Here is a 19861-nt window from a genome sequence, read left to right as displayed (position 1 = left end):
GATCTGTACCGCTCACAACCTCCTGAAGCTTGCAAAAGCCTCAAGATGAGGACCGGGCACCGAAATCTCGCGCCCAGCCTTCCCGTCATAATCGCCCCAAAATCGTTACTCGGACGGGCTCCTAGCTCATCGCCCCGGGTCTCGTATCCGGTCCGATGAGCTGATCTTCCGTGTTTGCATCGGTCCGAAACCGCGTTCGACGTTTCGGGCCGGCGCATGAGGTTTCGGCGCCGGTACGCACCTGCCCGCCGGCCGCCACCCGTCAGCGCATGAAGTGCAGCTTCGTGAAGCGGCTGCGCAAGGCCGTGACATCCCGTGCAACGGCCTCGGCGGGCCGAGCTCCGCTCAGACCTTCAGCGATATAGCCGGCGAGCTCCGGCATGTCGGCGGGTGTCATGCCGAAGCGCACGATCTCGGGCGTCCCGAGCCGCAGGCCGTTGACATCGCCTGCGACGGGCGCGATCGGCAGGCCGATCCCGCAACTCAGGATGTTGACCTCGCGCAGCCGTTTCGCGGCCGCCTGCCCGCCGCCGTAGGGGGCCGCCTCGATGGCGAACTGATGCGATGTCGTGATGCCGCGATCGCGCGCGAAGACCGGAACCTGCCGTTCGACAAGAGCATCGGCCRGCGCCTTCGCGGTTTGCGCCATCATCTGCGCATAGGCGCGGCCATGCGCCTTCCAGTCGAGCAGCGTAATGGCGAGAGATGCCGATTTTGCCGCGTCGAAATTGGCGGTCAGACCGGGATAGGCGATGGCATCGAGCTTCCTGGCAAGGTCGGCGTCATTGGTGACGATCAGGCCCGAAGGCGGGCCGCCCAGGCTCTTGTAGGTGCTCATCGTCATCAGATGCGCTCCCTCCTGCAGCGGTTGCTGCCAGGCATGGCCGGCGATCATGCCGGACATATGGGCGGCATCGAACAGCACGATCGCTCCGACCTCGTCCGCGATGGCACGGATCTCACGGATCGGATGTGCGAACAGGTTGAGGCTGCCGCCGATGCTGATCAGCTTCGGGCGGAGACGCAATGCGTCCTCACGCAGCCTGCCGAGATCGACTGTGTAGTTCAGCGCGTCGACCGGCGCGGGATGGGTGATGACGCCGTAAAGCCCGGCCGCGCCAGCGCCATGATGAGTGACATGCCCGCCGATATCGCCGGATGGCGCGATGATGCAGTCCCCCGCCTTCGCCACCGCCATGAAGGCATAGAGATTGGCGATGGCACCCGATGGCACCCGGATTTCTGCGTAGCTGGCACCAAAGACCTGTGCCGCGAGCTCCGCGGCAATGATCTCGATCTTCTCGATCGCCTCGAGCCCCATCTCATATTTGTCGCCGGGGTAACCGAGCGAAGGCCGCGCGCCCAGGCCGGCCGAGAGCGCCGCCTCCGCCTTCGGGTTCATGATATTGGTTGCGGGGTTGAGATTGACGCAATCGCGCTCGTGGATCGCGCGGTTCTCCGTCGTCAACGCCTGGATCGACCGCTCGGTCGCATCGAGATCCTGCAGGGCGATGGTCTCGGCGACCGTGAGCACGTAGTCCTCGCTTGCCGCTGGCACCCAGTCGCGCCTGCCCAACGCCGCCATGTCCGTTTCTCCATCCGATCGAACCGCAACGCGCGGTACGCCGTGATTGGAGCCGTTTGCCGCGGCTGGCGCAAACGAGTTATCGTCGCCGCGAGACAGAGAAAATCTAAGGCTCCGACAGGTTGCCATGCCCGTGACGCCACCACGCCCCCGTCTGCCCCCGCTCAACGCGCTACGCGCCTTCGAGGCCGCCGCGCGCTGCGAGAGTTTTGCCAAGGCAGCAGAGGAGCTCGGAGTGACGGCCGGTGCGGTGACGCAGCAGATCCGACAGCTGGAGGCGGCGCTCGGGGTCCAGCTGTTCCGGCGGTTGCCACAAGGTGTCGCCTTGACGCCGGCTGCCCGTGCGGCGCTGCCGCGCCTCAGCCGCGGCTTCGATCTGCTGGCATCGTCGATGCTGGAACTGGGCGGCGGGCATGAGAACCGCACGCTCACGATCGCCGCCCTGCCCTGCATCGCCCAGCTATGGCTCTCACCGCGTCTTGCCGGGCTTCAGCAAGCGTTCCCCGGATTGCAGGTCTCGGTCTCGGCCATGGAGCAACCACCGAACGCAAGGCACGAGCTTTGCGACATCGCCATCTTCTATCTCGGGGATGGCAAGGCCGCTCCATCGGCGCTCGTGCTCGACCCTGACGCGATCATACCGGTCTGCTCTCCCGCCCTCGCATCCCGGCTCCAGACCGTTGCCGGCCTCGCTGATGAGACTCTGCTGCATGACGCGGTCTGGCGCGGCGACTGGGCGCGCTGGCTGGCCTMGACCAATGCCGGCGAGAGCGTCGATCCGGCGCGTGGCCCGTCATTCTCGCTCTACAGCGTCGCGCTCGATGCTGCGCTATCGGGTGCTGGCGTGCTGATGGGCCGGCTCAGCCTGCTCCAGCCCTATCTTGCCGATGGTCGGCTGGTCGCGCCGCTTGGACCTGCGTTGACGACACCGGACCGGATGACCCTGCTGTTGCCGGCACAAGGTCACCCCCGCCGCCAGGAGGTCGCGGATTGGCTGCAGGCGTCAGGACGGATTGGTGCTCAGATGTGAGCGCCGCAGTCGCCGGCGAGAATCTGATCCATGGAGCGAGACGGCTCGGCGCAGCCCGCTTCCCCGACTACCTTTGCGGGTACGCCGGCAACGGTGGTGTTGCGCGGCACCGCAGTCAGCACGACTGAACCGGCTGCGACACGGGCGCATTTGCCGACTTCGATATTGCCGAGGATCTTGGCGCCGGCGCCGATCAGGACCCCCTTGCGGATCTTCGGATGGCGGTCGCCGCTCTCCTTGCCGGTGCCGCCCAGCGTCACGTCCTGCAGCATCGAGACGTCATCCTCGATCACAGTCGTTTCGCCGACCACGAGGCCCGTTGCATGGTCGAGGAAAATGCCCTTGCCGATGCGCGCCGCGGGATTGATGTCGGTCTGGAATACTTCGGAGGAACGGCTCTGCAGATAAAGCGCGAAATCGCGACGCCCCTGGTTGAGCAGCCAATGCGCCAGCCGGTGGCCCTGCAGGGCGTGGAAGCCCTTGAAGAACAGCACGGGCTCGATCAGCCGCTTGCAGGCCGGGTCACGGTCGAGCACCGCAAGAACATCGGCGCGCATGCCCTGGGCGATCTCGGGGTCGGCAGCGATGGCCTCGGCAAAGGCCTGCTCGATCAGATCCGCCCCGAGAGCGGGATGCGCGAGCCGCGCCGCCACGCGATGGCCGACCACCGCCTCGAAACTCGGCTGGTTGAGAATCGACGACAGAATCAGGCTGCCCAGCGCTGGCTCGATGCCGAGCGCCTGTTCGGCCTCGCGCCGCAGCCGAGTCCAAACCGGATCGACCCTGTCGAGCCCGGTGACCGGGTGGCGCGATTCTACGACGGAGCGCCCTGACGGCATGATCGTTCTCCGGAATACGGTGTGTTTCAGAACCCCACTCTAGCACGGCGCCATGCTGCAATGCCAAACAAGAACGCTGCCTTGCCCTGCCTGGACCGCAGGGAAACCGGCATCAAACCTGGGATATCCGCCCCAAACCGTTGCATCCGCCGGCATGTCATCGCGGGGCGATGAAATCGTCGGCTCAGAGCCATCTGAGGAAATCGAGCACGGCCTGCTTGTGGGTCTTGTCCCCAACTGCGAGGTTGTGATCGCGCCCCTCGATCGCGAAAGCCTCCGCATTCGGAATGAGAGCCGCGAGTTCCTGCCCGGAGCCCGCGACATCGTCCTTGGTTCCGACGCTGACCAGGGTCGGCATCGCGATGCGGCCGACCTCGTCTGGCGTGAGCGTCTGCCGCGACCCGCGAATGCAGGCTGCGAGTGCCTTGAGATCGCTCTTGTTGGCGTCCGCAAAGGCACGGAACATCCGCTGCATCGGGTCGCTCAGGACATCGAGCGAGGGAGCCTCCATCGCATCCGCAATGCCGAGCGGCAGGCCGACGCCCTCGACAAGATGAATGCCGAGCCCGCCGAGCAGCAGCGAACGCAGGCGCTGCGGATGGGCAAGCGCGAGATGGGCCGAGATGCGCGCGCCCATCGAATAACCCATCACGTCCGCCCGCGCGATCTCGAGGTGATCCATCAGGCGGCGCACATCCTCCGCCATGATGTGCGAGGAATAGGCCTCCGGCTCATGCGGTTTGTCGCTCTGGCCGTGGCCGCGATTGTCGAGCGCAACGACACGGTAACCCGCATGGGTCAATGTCTTCGTCCACTGCGTATTGACCCAGTTGACCATGTGGCTGGAGGCAAAGCCATGGATCAGGATGATGCTCTCGCCGCGCGGCGCGTCATTGGTCGGGGCGAGGTCGATGAAGGCGAGATTGACGCCGTCCGAGGAGAATTTCTGCATGGCACGTCGCGGAAGCTGCGGGGGGTCTTCACCTGCCATGCAGGAGCGACTTTGTGTAGCTGTGTTTCCGCCGCTTGCCTATGAAGGCTGATATGAGCCACGCTGAGACGGCCCCGACATCGTCGCTTCCACGCCGCCGGATCGACCTTGTCGATCTTGCCCGCGGCCTCGCTCTGCTGGCGATGTTCGTCTACCACTTCGCCTATGATCTTTCCCATTTTGACCTGATTGCAACCGATGTCCCCGCCCATCCCGGCTGGAGCGCCTTCGCGCGCCTGATCGCAGGGTCCTTCCTGACCATCGTCGGCTTCAGCCTGGTGCTGGCGACGCGCAGGGGTGTGAACCTGTCCGCCTATTTCCGCCGGCTGGCCATGGTCGTAGGCGCCGCGGCGCTGGTCACGATCGCGACCTGGTTCGCCATGCCGGAGAGCTTCATCTACTTCGGCATCCTCCACAATATCGCGCTCTCCAGCGTGCTCGCCCTGCCCTTCCTGCGACTGCCGGCCGCTGTCCTGCTCCTGTTCAGCGCCCTGTTATTCGCGCTGCCACTGCTTCCTGCGCCGCAAATGCTCGATCAACCCTGGCTGCTCTGGCTCGGCTTCGCTCATGTCTCCGGGGCAACCGCCGATTTCGTACCGATCGTGCCCTGGTTCGGATGCGTGCTGGCAGGCATGGCTCTCGGAAAGATGGCGCTCGCCAGGCAGGGAAGCTGGAGCCACTGGCAGGCGCGCTCGCTGCCGGCCCGCGTCATCGCCTGGGGCGGGCGGCACAGCCTCAGCGTCTACCTGCTGCACCAGCCGATCTTCATCGGAGTGCTGCTCATCGTCATGCGGCTGGCCGTCGGCCCCGAGCAGGAAGCGCGCCCGTTTCTGATCTCCTGCCTGCGCAGCTGTGTCAGCGCCGAAACCTCGCTGCAAGTGTGCGAGAAGGCCTGCAATTGCGCGATCGATGGCCTCAAGCGCGACGGACTCTGGCAAAAAGTCCTGTCAAACACGCTCACCCGGGAGGAAAGMGCGCGCACCGGATCGATTGCAGGTGCCTGCTTCCGGGCGCCCTGAGGCGCTTGCGCACACTGGCGCGGGCCGGCGTGACGGGTTAGAGGTGGGGCAAATCAACGCAAGAGCATGATCCATGGCCGATACGGGCATCCCGCATTTCCATAACCAGCCCGGCGTTGCCGTCATCCATGTCGGCGCGAAGGAATTCATGTGCATCGGGGCCAAGCCGCCCTTCGATCACCCGCATGTTTTCCTCGACATGGGCTCAGACGGCGAGATCATCTGTCCTTATTGCTCGACCTTGTTCAAATACGAGCCCTCGCTGTCGGCAGGCGCCTGCACGCCGCCGGAATGCGCCCATCACGAGGCAGCCAAGGCAGCGTGACGGGCGCCGGCGTTCAAGGCGCCCGCCGCTTCCGATCGCGACCGGTCGTTCCGGTTTCTGGCGCATCCGATTGCCGAAGACAGCCGTGTCCGCTCCCCATATCCTGATCGCCGGCTCCGGCATCGGCGGGCTTACAGCCGCCATTGCACTGGCGCGGCGCGGCTTCTCCGTGACGGTCGCGGAAAAGCGCACCGGCTTCGGGGAAACCGGTGCGGGTATCCAGCTTTCGCCAAATGCCGGGCATGTTCTCGAAGCTCTCGATCTTGGCCTCGCCGTCAAGCGCGCCTCTGTGGTTGCCGAACGCCTCGTTGTGCGACGCTGGCAGGATGGTTCTCCGCTGGCTGAAATGCCGATGACCGCCGCCGGCTCCGGAACACCCTTCCGCACCATACGCCGAACCGACCTGCACACGCTGCTGCTCGACGCCGCCCGTTCCCTGCCCGGCGTCCGGCTCATCGTCGGCCGCGGCCTGCGCGACATCGCCCAGAACGCGGACGGCATCACCGCGACGCTCGCGACCGAAGCCGGCCAGTTGGAGACCATTTCGGCACTGGCGCTCGTCGGCGCCGACGGGCTCTGGTCGCGCAGCCGCGAACTCATCGGTGATACCGCTCCGCCGGTCTTCACCGGCTATGAGGCCTGGCGGACCCTGGTACCCAACGCCGGCGGCCGCGCCGCGCCCGGCGTCGTGACCCTGCATCTCGGCCCGGGCCGCCATGCCGTGCATTACCCTGTCTCCGGTGGTCGCGAGACCAATCTCGTCGTCATTCGCGAAGCGAAGGAGGCCCGTGAGGGTTGGTCCCGCGACGGTGAGCCCGGGCAACTCGCCGCTCATCTCACCAAGGCCGAGCCCGTGCTGCACAAGCTTGCGACAGCGGCGCCCCACTGGCTGGTCTGGTCGCTCTTCGACCGGCCGCCCGCAGCGATGGCACAGGGGCGCATCGCCTTGCTCGGCGATGCCGCCCATCCGGTCCTGCCCTTCATGGCGCAGGGTGCCGCGCTGGCGATCGAGGATGCCGGCGTCCTGACGCAGGAACTGACGGTTCATCTCCAGCAGGGCGGCGCGGCAGCGCTACCGGCAGCGCTCGCGGCCTATGCGACAGCCCGGCAGGACCGTGCCCGGCGCGTCCAGGCCACGAGCCGCAGCAACGGCCGGGCCTATCATTTGGAATGGCCCTGGACTATCGCGCGCAACTTCGCAATGCGCCGCCTTGGGCCCGATGGCATGCGCCATCGTCTCGATTGGCTCTACGATTGGCGATTGCAAGCCTAGGGCATCTCGCCTTCGCCGCATTCACTTCCTATCTCTCATGTGGACCCATCGGATGGAGACCACATGATCCGCGTCAATCTCTACGAGCAGCTCGCCGGCCAGAGGACTCGCATGCCGCGCTGGGCCTCCTGGCTGACCGTGGCAGCAAGCCTCGTTCTTGGCGTGACGCTGTTCCTCCTCGCAGCGAGCCTCGCCCTGATCCTCATTCCCGTCGTGCTTGCTGCCGGCGCGATCGCGGCCTGGCGCCTGAAGAGCAAGCTGAAGGCTGCCGGGTTCGACCAGCGCGATCCGTTCGCTCCGGTCCGTCCGGGTGCTGCGCGCGTCGAGGTCATCGATGCCGAGTACCGCATCATCGAGCCTGGCGAGCAGCCGCGGCGCTGACACGATCGCCATGCGTCCGACCGGATGCATGGCGGCGAACGATCGCTTTGCGTAGCATCGGATGTCTCCGAAACGTGGTTTCCACTCTTCGGCGCGATGCTCTGGCCCCCCAGAAGGATAGCCTCTACAGCAGGAGGCCCGCAGCCGCGCAGGCGGCAAGCGTCGGGATCATCCCGACCTTGAAGCGCAGCATTGCAATCATCGCGGCCAGGCCCACACCCTCGTTGCTTCACCGAGCGTCGGCATGCCCGCCACTGCTGGCGCCGCCTTGTCCGTCGCTGCGATCGTCATGGCCGCCGCTCAGGTCCTACTCGTCGGGGACGGCCAGTTATGGGTTTCTTCGGTTGCATCCCGGCACCAGCGATAGAAAGGCGTGATAGAGCAGCATACCGGCATCGCGTTGTGCCAGATCGTCATTGAACATGCGCGATAGCCCCAGCGAGGCAGCCAGGAAACCGGCGGATTCCGGCACCAGGTCGAGCCGCGCCGTATCGGCGGCGCGCACGATCGTGGCGAGACGACCCAGCACCGCCGAGGCGAGGCCAAACTCCTCCAGCATGATGTCAAAGCTGCAACGCTCGCCGCGATCACTCCAGAATACGCCGTCGATATCGAAGGGAACGGCCTGGAAGCGATCGGCCACCGCCACGCCCCGAAGGGGCCACGAACAGGATCACCGCTTTCGGAGCGACGAAGCGACGAATCAGCCCGGGGGGCACGCGATGCGGTCGGCCTTTGGGACGTGAGCGCGTCACGCAGACGATCGCCTGGGCATCGGGCAGACCGATGAGCCGGTACAAGGGGGATGTGGCGATCTGTGTGCTGGAAGACGCGAGCGTCCATCCCCGAATGAGGAAAACAGACGCGATCCTTGGGCTGACGCCTCACGGGGTCGTCGCGAGAAACCCCTAGGCCGGGATCAGACCACGGCTACTCCGGCAGGATCAATTGCGATTTCGAGCTGGCTGCCCTTGCACCGGACATGCCGGTGCAAGGGCAAAGGGCGTGCTCAATCCAGCCGGCTCACCAGCACCTTGTCGATGCGGCGCCCGTCGAGATCGACCACCTCGAAGCGCCAATGCCCCTTCTCGAAGAACTCTCCGACATTGGGCAGATGGTTGAGTTCGGCCAGGATGAAGCCGGCGACCGTCTGGAAATCGGCATCGCGCGGAATGTGGATGCCGAGTTCGTGCGAGAATTCGTCCACCTGCATCCAGCCTGCAACGAGATAGGAGCCGTCGGCGCGCGTGACGATCGGCGGTTCGTCCTCGTCCTCCTCCTGGAAGACGCCGGTGATCGCCTCCAGCACGTCGCCGGGCGTGATGATGCCTTCGAAATGGCCGTACTCGTCGAAGACCAGCGCCATGTGGACGCGCGAGGACTTGATCTCCCGCAGCACCAGCAGGGCGTTGGCGGTGTCCATCACCACGGGTGCTTCCTGCACCAGGGCGCGCAGATCCTTGGTGCTGCCGGCGGACAGGAAATCGACCATATCCTTGACCACGATGACGCCGACGATCGCGTCCGACTCGCCGTCCTGAACCGGGAGCCGGGAGCGTTTGGAGGCACGAACCTGCGCGCGGATCTCCTCAGCTGTATCGGAGAGATCGATGACCTCGACCTCGCGGCGGGGCGTCATCAGCGCACGGGCGGAGCGATCGGCAAGGCGCATCACACCCGAGATCATCTCGCGTTCGTCGCGCTCCAGCACCCCCGCTGTTTCGGCCTCGGCAATGATGGTGCGGACCTCTTCCTCGGTCACCCTTTCTTCCGACTCGCCCTTCTGGCCGAGCAGCGCCAGCACGGTCTTGCCGGAGAGGTCGAGCAGGAAAACCAACGGCGCACCGATGCGCGACAGCAGGGACATCATCGGCGCAACGCGCGCCGCCACCCGCTCGGGGTCGCGCAACGCGATCTGCTTCGGCACCAGTTCGCCGACGATCAGCGAGAGATAGGTAATGGCAACGACGACCRTCCCGACGCCAAGACCATCGGCGACACGATTGGAGAACCCTTGCCCTATCAACCATTCCGACAGACGCGCCCCCAGCGTCGCACCGGAGAAGGCACCGGACAGGACACCGACCAGCGTGATGCCGATCTGCACCGTCGAAAGGAACCGTCCGGGATGCTCCGCGAGGCGTATCGCCGTCGCTGCACCCTTGCTGCCTTGATCGCTGAGAACCTTGAGCCGGGCCGGACGGGAGGAGACCACTGCGAGTTCGGACATGGCGAGAAGACCGTTAATGACGGTCAACGCGACGACAATCAGGATCTCGGTTAACAAAACCCGCCCGCAGCATGCAGGGCCGCGCTCAATATCGACCTGCTTTCGCGCTCCTTATAGCGCATCGCGACGACTTGGCGATGGGTAAGCTTGAAGTTTGTGATGGCGAAATTTTGGCGGGCGCGACGAAGCTCCGTGCCTTAACTGTAAGGGGGACAGGTGAGATGAATGTTCTACCTGGCGTTAGATGACAGCGTCGATACTTCCGGAGCAAGCCGCGAGCCATGACTGACCCACGTCTCTTCGCCCCCGCGACACTGCGCAATCGTGAGCCGATCCTCGCTATCCTGCGCTCGACCCTTCCAGCCACCGGCCTGGTCCTGGAGATCGCCAGCGGCTCGGGCGAGCATGTCAGCCATTTCGCCGCCGCCCTGCCCGCACTGACCTTTCAGCCCTCGGACCCTGATCAGGATGCGCTCATCAGTACTGCGGCCTGGATCAGGGAAAGCCGGCTCGCCAATATTCGTCCGCCCGTTCAGCTCGATGCCGCAGCGGCCGAATGGCCGGTCTCCGCCGCCGATGCCATCATCTGCATCAACATGATCCATATCTCGCCCTGGGCCGCGACGCGGGGGCTGATGATGCAGGCCGGCAAGCTGCTGCCGGAAGGCGCTCCACTCTATCTCTACGGGCCCTATCGCCGGCCTGGCCGCACCCTCGAACCGAGCAACCTCGCCTTCGATGAAAGCCTGCGCGCCCGCAACGCGGAATGGGGCTTGCGCGAACTCGGCGATGTCGTTGCACTGGCGAAACAGGCAGGGTTTGGTGAGCCGGACGTAACCGAGATGCCGGCAAACAATCTGAGCCTGGTGTTTCGGCACGGGGCGCGCGGCTGATCCGCGCAATCGCAAGGCAAGCTTGGTGCGGACGGCGGGACTCGAACCCGCAAGCCTTTAGGGCGCAAGATTTTAAGTCTCGTGCGTCTACCAGTTTCGCCACGTCCGCGTGGACGCAGCCCTAGCGACAGCAGACGGCGGGCGCAAGCGCCTCAATGACGGCGAGCGGGCTTGTACCACTCGACGCCATCGGGATCGACATAGAGCCCCGGCGCAACATCGGAGCCGATGCGCTTCTGCTCCATCGGCACGCGCACGGTGTCGTCGCGATCGCCGCGCTTTACATAGGGGCCGCTCTCCTGCGGATCGTGGCCGCGCCCGCCTCTCCCAATCGAGCTGGCCTGGCCGATGACGCCGCGCCGCCCACCAATCTTGTCCTCGAGTATCGTGATCGAGCGGCCGGCGAAGGCGATCTTCGTCGCGCCCTCGACCACGGGCAGGGCGCGGCTCGCGGTTCCCTCTCCCGTGACGCGGACACCGGTGAAGCGCGGCACATAGGTCGCGCCCCCACGGCCAAAGGAGTCCCAGCCACCCGTCGAGGAAACCTGTGCACCACAGCGCTTGTGGCTGCGCTCGCACAGGGCGCGCGACGCATAGCGTGGCGCCTTCTCCTCGAATTCGGCCCGGGCATTGCGATAGGCGAAATCACATTGCGCAGCAGTGAGCCGTCCCGCCTCGATGCATTCGTCGCGCCGCTCGTAGGTCTGGCTCGGCGCCTGCGCCGCGAGATCGGCGGGGCCCGCGAAGGAAAGAGCCGGCAGGAGCGCTGCGACGCGCATTATTGCGGCGAGGGAAGAGGCGGCCGTCATGATCATGACTCGGGCAATAACCGTAGAATTATGGCGTCACAGCAGCGCCCGCATCGTCGACGCAAGCTCGCGCGTCGCACCATAGTCGATCTTGCCGTTGCCCAGCACCGGTATCGCGCGCGCGACCAAAATGGCGCGCGGCGTCCACAGTTCGGGAAAGCCCTGCTGCTTCGCCGCTACCTGCAACGCAGCCTTGTCGGCATCAGGCTTTTCGGTGACCAGCACGAGTTGCTCGCCCTTGCGCGCATCCGGTAGCGCGACAACGACATGATTGAACCCAGGCCAGAGGGCCGCCACCATTGTTTCCACCGCAGCCAGCGAGACCATCTCGCCGCCGAGCTTGGCGAATCGCTTGGCCCTGCCGCGGATGCTGACGAAGCCGTCCTCGATCACCACGATATCGCCGGTATCGTGCCAACCGCCTTCGGGCGGCACGACACGCCCGGGCTCGTCCGCGCTGAGATAGCCCAGCATCACATTCGGGCCGCGGACATTCAGCCGCCCACCTTCATGAATGCCCTCGACCGGATCGAGCCGCGCCTCGATACCGGGCAGGAGTTTTCCGACGCTGCCCTCGCGGGTCGCGACGGGAGTGTTGCAGGCGAGCACCGGCGAGCATTCGGTGCAGCCGTAGCCTTCGAGGATCGTGGTGCCGTAGGGCTGCCACATCGCGCGTGTCTCCGGCTTCACGCGCTCGGCTCCGGCCACGACATAGCGCACGCTCTTCAGATCGTCGGGATCGGCAGCGCGCGCATAGCCCTGGAGGAATGTGTCRGTCGAGAACAGGAAGGTGCAGCCCATCTCGCCGATCAGTTTCGGCACCTGCTTGTAATGGAGCGGGCTCGGATAGAGCACGACCTTCATGCCGTGGAGCAGCGGCATCAGCAGCCCTGCGGTCAGGCCGAAGGAATGGAAAGCGGGCAACGCGTTCATGACAATATCGCGCTCGGAGAGGAAGCCGGCCGCAAGCGCAAAGATCTGGCGGGTATTCGAGACGAGGTTGGCGTGACTCAGCACCACGCCCTTCGGCTTGCCCTCGGTGCCGGAGGTGAACAGCACCACAGCTGGATCATCCGGCCGCCCTTCATAGGCCCGCAGGGCAAATGCCGGTGCCAGGCTCTGCATCGCGGCAAGCATCTTGTCGAAACTGGTCAAATCCCGGCGGATATCCTCGAGATAGACAACCCGCCTGCCCTCGCCGAGTGCCGCGATCTCATCGTCGAGCTTGGCCTGGTTGACGAAGCGACGCGAGGTGACGATCGTCTTCAAGCTGGCCAGTTCGGCCGCCGCCCGCAGGTTCTTCACCCCTGCCGTGAAGTTCAGCAGTGCCGGCACGCGGCCATAGGCCGAAAGCCCGAACAGCGTCACCGCCATGCCCTGGACATTGGGCAGCATCAGTCCGACGCGTTCCCCCAACTCCGTGCCTGAAGCGAGCTTTCGCCCCAGAACCAGCGCTCCCAGAACGAGCCGGCCGAAGGTCACCGGCTGACGCTCCGGATCCTCGAGCGCGACGCGGCCCTTGCCACGCCGCGCAACCGCCTGAAGCAGCCCCCGAAACAGCGTGATGCGCGCGTCCTTGGCGTCGAAATCCGACGCGTTCAATTCGGTGGCGGCCATATCCTGGCTCTGCTCCCGGCTGGCGTTTCCCATGGAGGTTCACCGTAGCGGGATACCGTCCGGTTTCAACGCGAATGCGACGGTCGAGCCCCTGCTCTCCGCTCAAGCTGCAATCGCATCCAGCCCGATCCGTGGCAACGGCATCGGCGCCATTGGTGACGCAGCCCCGTCGAACGCAGAAGGGCGGTTGCTTGGTCATTCGCGACCAGGCAACCGCCCTTCGGCTGTGGCCTGCGCACCGATCATGCGCGCAGGCCGTCATGCTGGCGTCAGAATGCGGGCTGCAGCTGGGGCTCCAGGCGACCGCGGCGCCGGATGGTGTCAACCATGCCATGGGTCGCAGCGATGGCGATGAGCAGGATCAGCGCATAGGCCACGAGCAGCCGCGGAGCGGGCACGATGAAGTTGAAATGCGGCATGGCGCCCAGGATCAGCGGCACATACCAGGATGTCGCCGAGACCGTGCCGAAGACCATCATCATCGTAATCTGCTTGCGCGACAGGCCTGCAAAGAGCGACCGTCCGATCTGCTTTTCCATCAACGGCAGTACCGTTTTGTGGATGAAGTAGCCGTTGATCGTGAGAACGCCGACGATCGCGATCTTGGCCCAGACCTTCTGGTTCCCGAGCTTGACCGGGTCAAACATCGCGTAATGCGCCAGGTACAGAATTCCGGAAACCCAGAGCACCGCGAGGCCAGCCGATACGATACCGGTCATGAATTTGACCATCGCAACCTGTTCAGCCTTGATCTTTCCGGAGACGAGGAATTTGACGATCACGAGATCGAGGACCGTCGCGGCGCCCAATCCCAGAATGATGCCGAGCAGATGCATCACCTTGATGGCCGATTTCAGCAGTTCCCCGGGTTTGGCGATCAGAAGGCTGAAAGTGATCGGCCGTAGCGCCGAGCTCATGAACTTGACGGCCGGCGCCGTGACACTGTCCGCGGCGATGCTTGAAACAGCATTGGTCGCTTCCGCGGGGGGATGATCGGCGCTGGCCTCTGCCGCGAGAGGGTGATCAGCAATGGTCTCTGCCCCCAGAGGGCGCTCGGCACTGGCCTCTGCCGCAAGCGGATGGTCGGCAATCGTCTCTGCCGGAAGAGCACGACCGGCAATGGTCGCCGGTGCAGGAGGGCGACCGCGATTGGCCGCGACGGCAGGACGACGACCGGCATTGGTAGCTCCCGCAGTTGGGCGATCTACCGCGAGCCGAAGGCTGCTATCGCGCCGAGGCGGGGCCGTCTCCGGTAGATCGTAAGGCACCCAATCGCGCGCCGAATGTGATGAGGCTGCCRGAGGCGGAGCGCCGGATCCGGAGCGAGACCGGGTTTCAGCCGGCGCCTGAGTAAAGCTGAATGTGACAACCAGGCAGGCTGCCAGGAGCAGCAGCGCACCAGCGCCGATACTGCGCGACTTAAGTTGAAGGAATGAAATCATTCCGCCCCTTTCTTTATTCTTATGATGACTGACAATATAATTCGCCGCGAACCACCCTTCGCGGGGAACGTCAATCGATCATAGAGAGAAGGATCTCGGACTTATGACCAAGAGGAAGGCATAGGTAGCGATGATAGGCTTAAGCGCAGGCACAGAGTTGGCAAATTCAATTTGCAAACGCTGCCGGACGACCGCTCACTAACCTTGGTTTACGGCAAAAATGTGCGCCGCAACAAATGTTATGTCACAATGAAGTCAAAGCAGCGCAGTGAGAGGGATGGTCGCGCGCCCAGGAAACGACGATGTCGCAAGACGTTAAATGGTTCTCCTCACCCATATCGCCGGAACGGTTGCATGCGCCGCGAACGACCGGGCGCCCACCCGGATTTGCACCGCCAACGTTCTGCTGGAACGAGCACCCGAGCCGAAATCGATCCGACTCAGATTGCTTCGGCAAGGGTGAACGCGAACGCCGCCGATATCGTCATGGCCACGGGTAGCCAGTTCCTCGGCCGCTCCTCGCCAATCGTGAAGAAATTGAGCGGAAAAAGGTGCCGGTGCGCTGCCGTCGCCGAGGCCTCCCTCGGCGCTTCCATGAAGCATTCCTCGTCGAACCATGCCCAGTTATCGTCCCAGGTCCAGCAATTGTGCTTGCGGTAGACGTCCGCGACCGCATTGGCGAAGACCTTGTCGGTCGGCAATCTGATGTAACCGCCGGGCGCACGCGAGAAATGACGCATCGCCAGGGGCAAGGCGCGTTCGGTGCAGTAATTCGACATCCAGAGCCGAAAGCCGATCTCCTCGCGCAGCACATTCAGGGCGCGGAACACCTGGATGTGCTCTTCATGCCCGTACTCGCCCCAGGGATTATGCGTGAAGACGTTCGTCTCTGGCCGCAGGCGCCGTCTCAGCAACTCGCATATGATCTGGAAGTTCGTTTCATAGGCCCTGGATACGCTGGCGGCGGCGATGCGCTCGAGCTTCACCGCCGGCAGGGCTGCAACGGACTTGCGGGCGAGGCGCGTCATTGCCCGGCGCTCGGCCTCGATGCCGAAACCGATACCGGCCCCGGTCAGCACGGGATCAGCCCAGTTGGCGCAGCCATAGGCGCCCGAGGATTGAATTGAACCAGAGCAGTTCATCGTCGGGGTGGGCGCCGATGATGACGGAATTTTCCAGAAATTCTGGCCTTTGCTGCATTGCCCTTGCCCTCGCCGTCCTGCTCATCTCATTTCGGGCTGCCATCAGCGGGATCGCGCTGCAAACAGAGGGGAACAATATGCCCCCGAAAACGCACGCACCGCCGCGCCTGCGACCATCGACGCTCATAGCCCGGCCGCCGCCGGCCATGACGTAACGGCAAACAATGCAAAAGCTGTTAAGGCAATGACGATCTAACGGAGGAACTGCATCCCTCGTGCAGGGCTTTCTCTCCTCCCCAGCGCTCGTCCGACCTGAGTTAGCGGGCCTGTGTGAGGGGCCTGCAGAAGCAGTGCAGAGGGCAGGCTCCATCGTCGCGACGGCTCCATGCCAGGCAAACTCGCGTTGCTGCGCCATGCGCCGCCAACAGCCCCGTCGCCTGTCCGCCGCGCTTGTCGCGCGATGGCTAGAGCCCGCATATGGCGCTGCCTCGCCGCCCTCCGAGAGTTTTCGCGTGAACCAAGCCATCCGGCCGCAATCGCTGTCTCTCGCCAGGCAGCAACGCCCCTGGCTCGGCTTTGCCTGCGGCATCCTGGCGGCAGCGATCTGGGGCATTCAGGCCGTGATCTCACGGCAATCGGTCGCAGATGGCATGACCGCAGCCGATGTCACGATCCTGCGCTTTGCAGCCGCCGCACTCGTGCTGCTGCCCTTCGCGCTCAGGCGCATGAAGCCTTTTCCGGTCGGCAAGCTCGGCTGGCGGCGAGCCATCATCCTGACCGCGATCGTAGGCCCGACCTATAGCCTGATCCTCGTCGGCGGCGCCCATTTCGCCCCCGCCCTGCATTCCTCGGTCATCTCGCCCGGACTGATCCCGGTCTGCACCGCATTGCTCGCATGGTGGGTGCTCGGCGAGCGCGCGAGCACGGCCCGCCTCGCCGGTCTCAGCGTCATCGTTCTCGGCGTCGCGCTGTTCTCGATGGAGGCCCTGGCCAACACGCCGACCCGCGAAGGCGCCTGGATCGGCGACATGCTCTTCGTGCTGATCGCCTTGCTCTGGTCGGCCTTCGGCCTGCTCTGCCGGCGCTGGGGCGCTGATGCGATCGAAGTCACCATGGCGACATGCCTGCTGTCGGTGCCGCTCCTGCCGCTCGTCGCACTGGTGATGCCCGTGCATCTGACGCAGGCGGCACTTTCAGCCATAGCGCTGCAGGCGATCTATCAGGGATTGCTGGTCGGCGCCTTCGCGCTGTTTCTCTACACGCAGGCCGTCGCCATCCTTGGCGCCGGACGGGCGGCCCTGTTCCTGCCGCTGGTACCGGTCGTGACCGCGCTCGCCGGCACGCTCCTGCTCGGCGAGCGACCGTCCCCGGTCGAGATCGCCGGCATGGCGCTCGCAATCACCGGCATGTTGATCGCGCTGCGCGCGCGCAGTCTGGCGTAACGAGCCCTTGCCGGTCATTCCAGACGGGTTGCCGCGCCCGGAATGACCGCTCAAGCGGCGAAGCCCGGGGCTCAGCCCTTGTGATCYTTGGCGATCGGCTCGACATAGGCCAGCCCCATATCCCAGGGAAAATAGATCCAGGTGTCCTGGCTGACCTCGGTAACGAAGGTGTCGACCGTCGGCACCCCGGCCGGCTTCGCATAGACCGTTGCGAAATGGGCATTGGGCAGCATTTCGCGCACGACACGCGCCGTCTTCCCTGTGTCGGTGAGATCGTCGACCACCAGAACGCCCCTCCCCTTGCCGTCACCGATCGCCCTGATCGAGGGAGCGACGTCCTTCAGCACCTTGAGCTCGGACTGGTTCTTGTAGTCGTGGTAGCTCGCGACGCAGACCGTCTCGATCAGGCGCAAGCCCAGTTCGCGGCAGATGATCGCCGCCGGTACCAGACCACCGCGGGTGATGCAGACGATGGCCTCGAAGGGCCCCTTCTCGGCCAGCCGCCAGGCGAGCGCGCGCGCATCGCGATGGAACTGGTCCCAGGAGACAGGGAAGGCCTTGTTGGAGGTCGGTTCGGCCATTGGGGGCTCCGGAGCGGCTGTCACGGTTTCTGTGACAATCCGGAAAGCCTATAAGCGGGGCGCTGGCAAGAGGCGCGTCCCGCTTCATCCCCAATCGGTCGTGTTTCAGCGGGTATCAGAACTCCGACCAGCCATCGGCAGGGCCGCCTGACACGACGCGCCTCAGCTTCGGCGCCCCCTTGGCAGGCGGCGAAAGCGGAGCGGGAATGGTCCTGGTGAGATGTGGCGCCCTCTGCTCSATCTGGCGCGCAATCACGGTTTCGAAACCTGGTCCCCCATCTTGCAGCCGGAATGCTGCGACCATCGCGCTCAAGCGCTCGGTATCCTGCCTCAGCTCCTGCGCCACGTTCGCGCTCTCATCGGCAAGCAGGGCATTCTGCTGGGTGATCTCGTCCATATGAGCGACCGTCCTGGCCATCTCATCGATACCATTGGCCTGCTCGGCCGTTGCTTCCGAGATTTCGTTGACCGTCGAGGCGACGCGGCTCGCAGCCGAGACGATTTCCTGAAGCGTCGCGCCGGCATTCTTCACCAGACTGACGCCGGTATGGATCTGGTCGCTCGAATTGGCGATCAGCGATTTGACCCCGTTGGCGGATTCGCTGCAACGCGCGGCAAGAGCCCTCACCTCGGTTGCCACGACCGCGAACCCGCGCCCGGCATCCCCCGCGCGGGCCGCCTCGACCGCGGCATTCAGCGCCAGCAGATTGGTCTGGAACGCGATGCCGTCGATCATCGAGATGATCTCGGATATGCCGGCCGAAGCCTGCTCGATCCGCGTCATCGCACTCACCGCCTCGGCAACGATCGTGCCGCCACGCTCCGCGACGTCGCGCGCCTCGTGGCCGAGGCTGACGGCGGTGCGGGAGTGACCCGCGCTGTGCTTCACGGAAGCCGCGAGCTCCTCGGTTGTCGCCGCAGTCTCCTGCAGGCTGGAGGCATTGGCTTCCGTGCGCTCGGCGAGCTGGGCACTGTCGGACGAGATCTTGCTCGATGCGCTGGCGATCTGGTGCGAGATGTCGCGGACCGAGCCGACCATCTCGGACATGGTGTCGAGCAGATCGTTGACGCCGGCGCAGAGCTGCGCAACCTCGCCGCTCTTGCCCGCGAGCGCGATGCGCCCCGTCAGGTCCTTGCACTTGGCACGAGCGATGACCTCGCCAGTCTCCTTCACCGCGGCCTCGAGCTGCTGACCGCGGAAGGTCGCAGTGATGTCGGTTGCGAACTTCACGACCTTGAAGGGCGTGCCCTTGGCGTCGAAGATCGGATTGTAGGATGCCTGGATCCAGACCTCCTTGCCGCCCTTGCCGATGCGGCGATATTGCGCGGCATCGTATTCGCCACGCCCGAGGCGCTCCCAGAACTGGCGATAGGCCAAGCTCTCGCGCTCGACCGGATCGACGAACATGCGGTGATGCTGCCCCTGGATCTCGCCAAGCGAATAGCCGAGTACAGCAAGAAAGTTCTCGTTGGCCGTCAGCACATGCCCCTTGAGGTCGAATTCGATTACCGCCTGCGCCTTGCTGATGGCAGCCTGCTGCCCTTCAAGATCAGCGAGGCGGTTCTTCTGTGCCGTGACATCAAAGGCGTATTTGATCACGCCTCGCGGTTTGCCACCGGCACCAAGGAGCGGGTTGTAGCTGGCCTGGATCCAGACCTCCTTGCCTCCCTTGCCGACACGCAAGTACTGGCCCGTCGAGAATTCACCACGCCCGAGATCCTCCCAAAACCTGCGATAGGCCGCGCTCTCCCGCTCGGCCGGATCGACGAACATGCGGTGGTGCTGCCCCCTGATTTCGTCGAGGGTATAGCCCAGCACGTTCAGGAAATTCTCGTTGGCGTTGAGGATCATGCCGTTCAGATCGAATTCGATGACGGCTTGTGAGCGGTTGATCGCCGCGACCTGGGCGGCAAGGCGTCGATTGGAGAACAGGCTGGAAAGGCGCGACATACAACCTCCCGATCGCTGTTCCGGCACGGGAGCGCAGAGCACTCCGCACGGGCCGGACACATGCAGCCCACACCGACACCGTTCCCCCCGGAACCGCCGCGTCGACATGAGCGCTGCCGGCAAGCCGACCGCAAGTCGAGGATGAATTATGACGGTTTATAAATGGTTTAACAGGCACTATTAGCGATGTATTCGCGGCAACGAATACATCAAAAACTATAGTTTTCTATTCATAAAGACTTAAAATCAATTGATTCTGACAATTATCAAAAGTAAACAATGCAATAAAAAGAATAATCTTAAAATATATG

The 19861-nt window shown here is 64.5% G+C and carries 17 protein-coding genes, 1 tRNA gene and 1 pseudogene; 7 read left to right on the top strand and 12 right to left on the bottom strand.

The genetic code is table 11. The features are described from left to right. Window positions 1-262: 262 nt before the first annotated feature. Window positions 263-1585 carry a beta-eliminating lyase-related protein gene (locus AC1D34_RS14165; protein WP_476824546.1) on the bottom strand — a complete coding sequence of 441 codons (1323 nt, stop codon included), beginning with the start codon at window positions 1583-1585 and terminating at the stop codon, window positions 263-265. Between the two features lie 133 nt (window positions 1586-1718). On the opposite strand from AC1D34_RS14165, the gene AC1D34_RS14160 reads away from it, so the two are divergent. Next, a complete protein-coding gene (locus AC1D34_RS14160; protein WP_476824545.1) occupies window positions 1719-2615 on the top strand; it encodes a LysR substrate-binding domain-containing protein in 897 nt (298 codons plus the stop codon). On the opposite strand, the gene cysE is transcribed toward AC1D34_RS14160, so the two are convergent. Together cysE and AC1D34_RS14150 are read right to left on the bottom strand one after the other, a co-directional pair. Beyond that, window positions 2606-3454 carry a serine O-acetyltransferase gene (gene cysE, locus AC1D34_RS14155; protein ID WP_441491411.1) on the bottom strand — a complete coding sequence of 283 codons (849 nt, stop codon included), beginning with the start codon at window positions 3452-3454 and terminating at the stop codon, window positions 2606-2608. The genes AC1D34_RS14160 and cysE overlap by 10 nt on opposite strands. 184 nt (window positions 3455-3638) lie before the next feature. Beyond that, on the bottom strand, window positions 3639-4406 hold the full coding sequence (locus AC1D34_RS14150; protein ID WP_476824544.1) for an alpha/beta fold hydrolase: 768 nt from the start codon (window positions 4404-4406) through the stop codon (window positions 3639-3641). Between the two features lie 92 nt (window positions 4407-4498). On the opposite strand from AC1D34_RS14150, the gene AC1D34_RS14145 reads away from it, so the two are divergent. The 4 genes from AC1D34_RS14145 (at window position 4499) to AC1D34_RS14130 (ending at window position 7443) form a co-directional block, all read left to right on the top strand. Continuing rightward, on the top strand, window positions 4499-5464 hold the full coding sequence (locus tag AC1D34_RS14145; protein WP_476824543.1) for a heparan-alpha-glucosaminide N-acetyltransferase: 966 nt from the start codon (window positions 4499-4501) through the stop codon (window positions 5462-5464). Between the two features lie 73 nt (window positions 5465-5537). Next, complete coding sequence (locus tag AC1D34_RS14140) at window positions 5538-5789, top strand: zinc-finger domain-containing protein (RefSeq protein ID WP_069880056.1); 252 nt, start codon at window positions 5538-5540, stop codon at window positions 5787-5789. A gap of 85 nt (window positions 5790-5874) precedes the next feature. After that, a complete protein-coding gene (locus tag AC1D34_RS14135) occupies window positions 5875-7062 on the top strand; it encodes an FAD-dependent monooxygenase (protein ID WP_476824542.1) in 1188 nt (395 codons plus the stop codon). A 63-nt stretch (window positions 7063-7125) separates the two neighbouring features. Further along, the gene (locus AC1D34_RS14130; RefSeq protein WP_441506166.1) at window positions 7126-7443 is read left to right on the top strand and encodes a hypothetical protein; all 318 of its coding nucleotides are present in this window, start codon (window positions 7126-7128) and stop codon (window positions 7441-7443) included. Between the two features lie 300 nt (window positions 7444-7743). On the opposite strand, the pseudogene AC1D34_RS14125 reads toward AC1D34_RS14130, so the two are convergent. Next, window positions 7744-8182, bottom strand: a pseudogene (locus AC1D34_RS14125) (chromate resistance protein ChrB domain-containing protein); the annotation flags it as partial. Window positions 8183-8452: 270 nt separating this feature from the next. Further along, window positions 8453-9715, bottom strand: a complete 1263-nt coding sequence (locus AC1D34_RS14120; RefSeq protein WP_476824547.1) for a hemolysin family protein — start codon at window positions 9713-9715, stop codon at window positions 8453-8455. Window positions 9716-9954: 239 nt separating this feature from the next. Here AC1D34_RS14120 and AC1D34_RS14115 point away from each other — a divergent pair, with 239 nt between their 5' ends. Then, the gene (locus tag AC1D34_RS14115; protein ID WP_476824541.1) at window positions 9955-10566 is read left to right on the top strand and encodes a DUF938 domain-containing protein; all 612 of its coding nucleotides are present in this window, start codon (window positions 9955-9957) and stop codon (window positions 10564-10566) included. A gap of 23 nt (window positions 10567-10589) precedes the next feature. Here the strand turns inward: AC1D34_RS14115 and AC1D34_RS14110 are convergent. From AC1D34_RS14110 to AC1D34_RS14090, 5 genes are all read right to left on the bottom strand, one after another. Further along, a tRNA-Leu gene (locus tag AC1D34_RS14110) sits at window positions 10590-10675 on the bottom strand. Between the two features lie 43 nt (window positions 10676-10718). Next, entirely contained in the window at window positions 10719-11375 is a 657-nt protein-coding gene (locus AC1D34_RS14105; RefSeq protein ID WP_441491418.1) for a DUF1190 domain-containing protein, read from the bottom strand. 36 nt (window positions 11376-11411) lie between these two features. Next, window positions 11412-13025, bottom strand: coding sequence for an AMP-binding protein (locus AC1D34_RS14100; protein WP_441491419.1), 1614 nt, complete (start codon window positions 13023-13025; stop codon window positions 11412-11414). Window positions 13026-13261: 236 nt separating this feature from the next. Then, window positions 13262-13909 carry a hypothetical protein gene (locus AC1D34_RS14095; RefSeq protein WP_441491420.1) on the bottom strand — a complete coding sequence of 216 codons (648 nt, stop codon included), beginning with the start codon at window positions 13907-13909 and terminating at the stop codon, window positions 13262-13264. 965 nt (window positions 13910-14874) lie between these two features. After that, the gene (locus AC1D34_RS14090) at window positions 14875-15576 is read right to left on the bottom strand and encodes a hypothetical protein (RefSeq protein WP_476824540.1); all 702 of its coding nucleotides are present in this window, start codon (window positions 15574-15576) and stop codon (window positions 14875-14877) included. 512 nt (window positions 15577-16088) lie between these two features. On the opposite strand from AC1D34_RS14090, the gene AC1D34_RS14085 reads away from it, so the two are divergent. Continuing rightward, the gene (locus AC1D34_RS14085; protein WP_441491422.1) at window positions 16089-17018 is read left to right on the top strand and encodes a DMT family transporter; all 930 of its coding nucleotides are present in this window, start codon (window positions 16089-16091) and stop codon (window positions 17016-17018) included. A 71-nt stretch (window positions 17019-17089) separates the two neighbouring features. Here AC1D34_RS14085 and gpt read toward each other — a convergent pair whose 3' ends face one another. Both gpt and AC1D34_RS14075 read right to left on the bottom strand, forming a co-directional pair. Beyond that, complete coding sequence (gene gpt / locus AC1D34_RS14080; RefSeq protein ID WP_441491423.1) at window positions 17090-17599, bottom strand: xanthine phosphoribosyltransferase; 510 nt, start codon at window positions 17597-17599, stop codon at window positions 17090-17092. A gap of 115 nt (window positions 17600-17714) precedes the next feature. After that, entirely contained in the window at window positions 17715-19550 is a 1836-nt protein-coding gene (locus AC1D34_RS14075; protein WP_476824539.1) for a methyl-accepting chemotaxis protein, read from the bottom strand. Between the last annotated feature and the right edge of the window lie 311 nt (window positions 19551-19861).

The sequence above is a fragment of the Allobosea sp. P1_A7 genome (assembly GCF_056406775.1).
The sequence above is the reverse complement of the archived record's forward strand: the minus strand, read 5'-3'. Positions and strand labels throughout refer to the sequence as shown.

What these genes read in the sequence shown, in the direction of transcription:
- cysE (WP_441491411.1), bottom strand. Translation starts at nt 3,454, where the DNA reads ATGCCGTCAGGGCGCTCCGTCGTAGAATCGCGCCACCCGGTCACCGGG.
- AC1D34_RS14105 (WP_441491418.1), bottom strand. Translation starts at nt 11,375, where the DNA reads ATGACGGCCGCCTCTTCCCTCGCCGCAATAATGCGCGTCGCAGCGCTC.
- AC1D34_RS14140 (WP_069880056.1), top strand. Translation starts at nt 5,538, where the DNA reads ATGGCCGATACGGGCATCCCGCATTTCCATAACCAGCCCGGCGTTGCC.
- AC1D34_RS14130 (WP_441506166.1), top strand. Translation starts at nt 7,126, where the DNA reads ATGATCCGCGTCAATCTCTACGAGCAGCTCGCCGGCCAGAGGACTCGC.
- AC1D34_RS14150 (WP_476824544.1), bottom strand. Translation starts at nt 4,406, where the DNA reads ATGCAGAAATTCTCCTCGGACGGCGTCAATCTCGCCTTCATCGACCTC.
- AC1D34_RS14115 (WP_476824541.1), top strand. Translation starts at nt 9,955, where the DNA reads ATGACTGACCCACGTCTCTTCGCCCCCGCGACACTGCGCAATCGTGAG.
- AC1D34_RS14095 (WP_441491420.1), bottom strand. Translation starts at nt 13,909, where the DNA reads ATGAGCTCGGCGCTACGGCCGATCACTTTCAGCCTTCTGATCGCCAAA.
- AC1D34_RS14090 (WP_476824540.1), bottom strand. Translation starts at nt 15,576, where the DNA reads ATGAACTGCTCTGGTTCAATTCAATCCTCGGGCGCCTATGGCTGCGCC.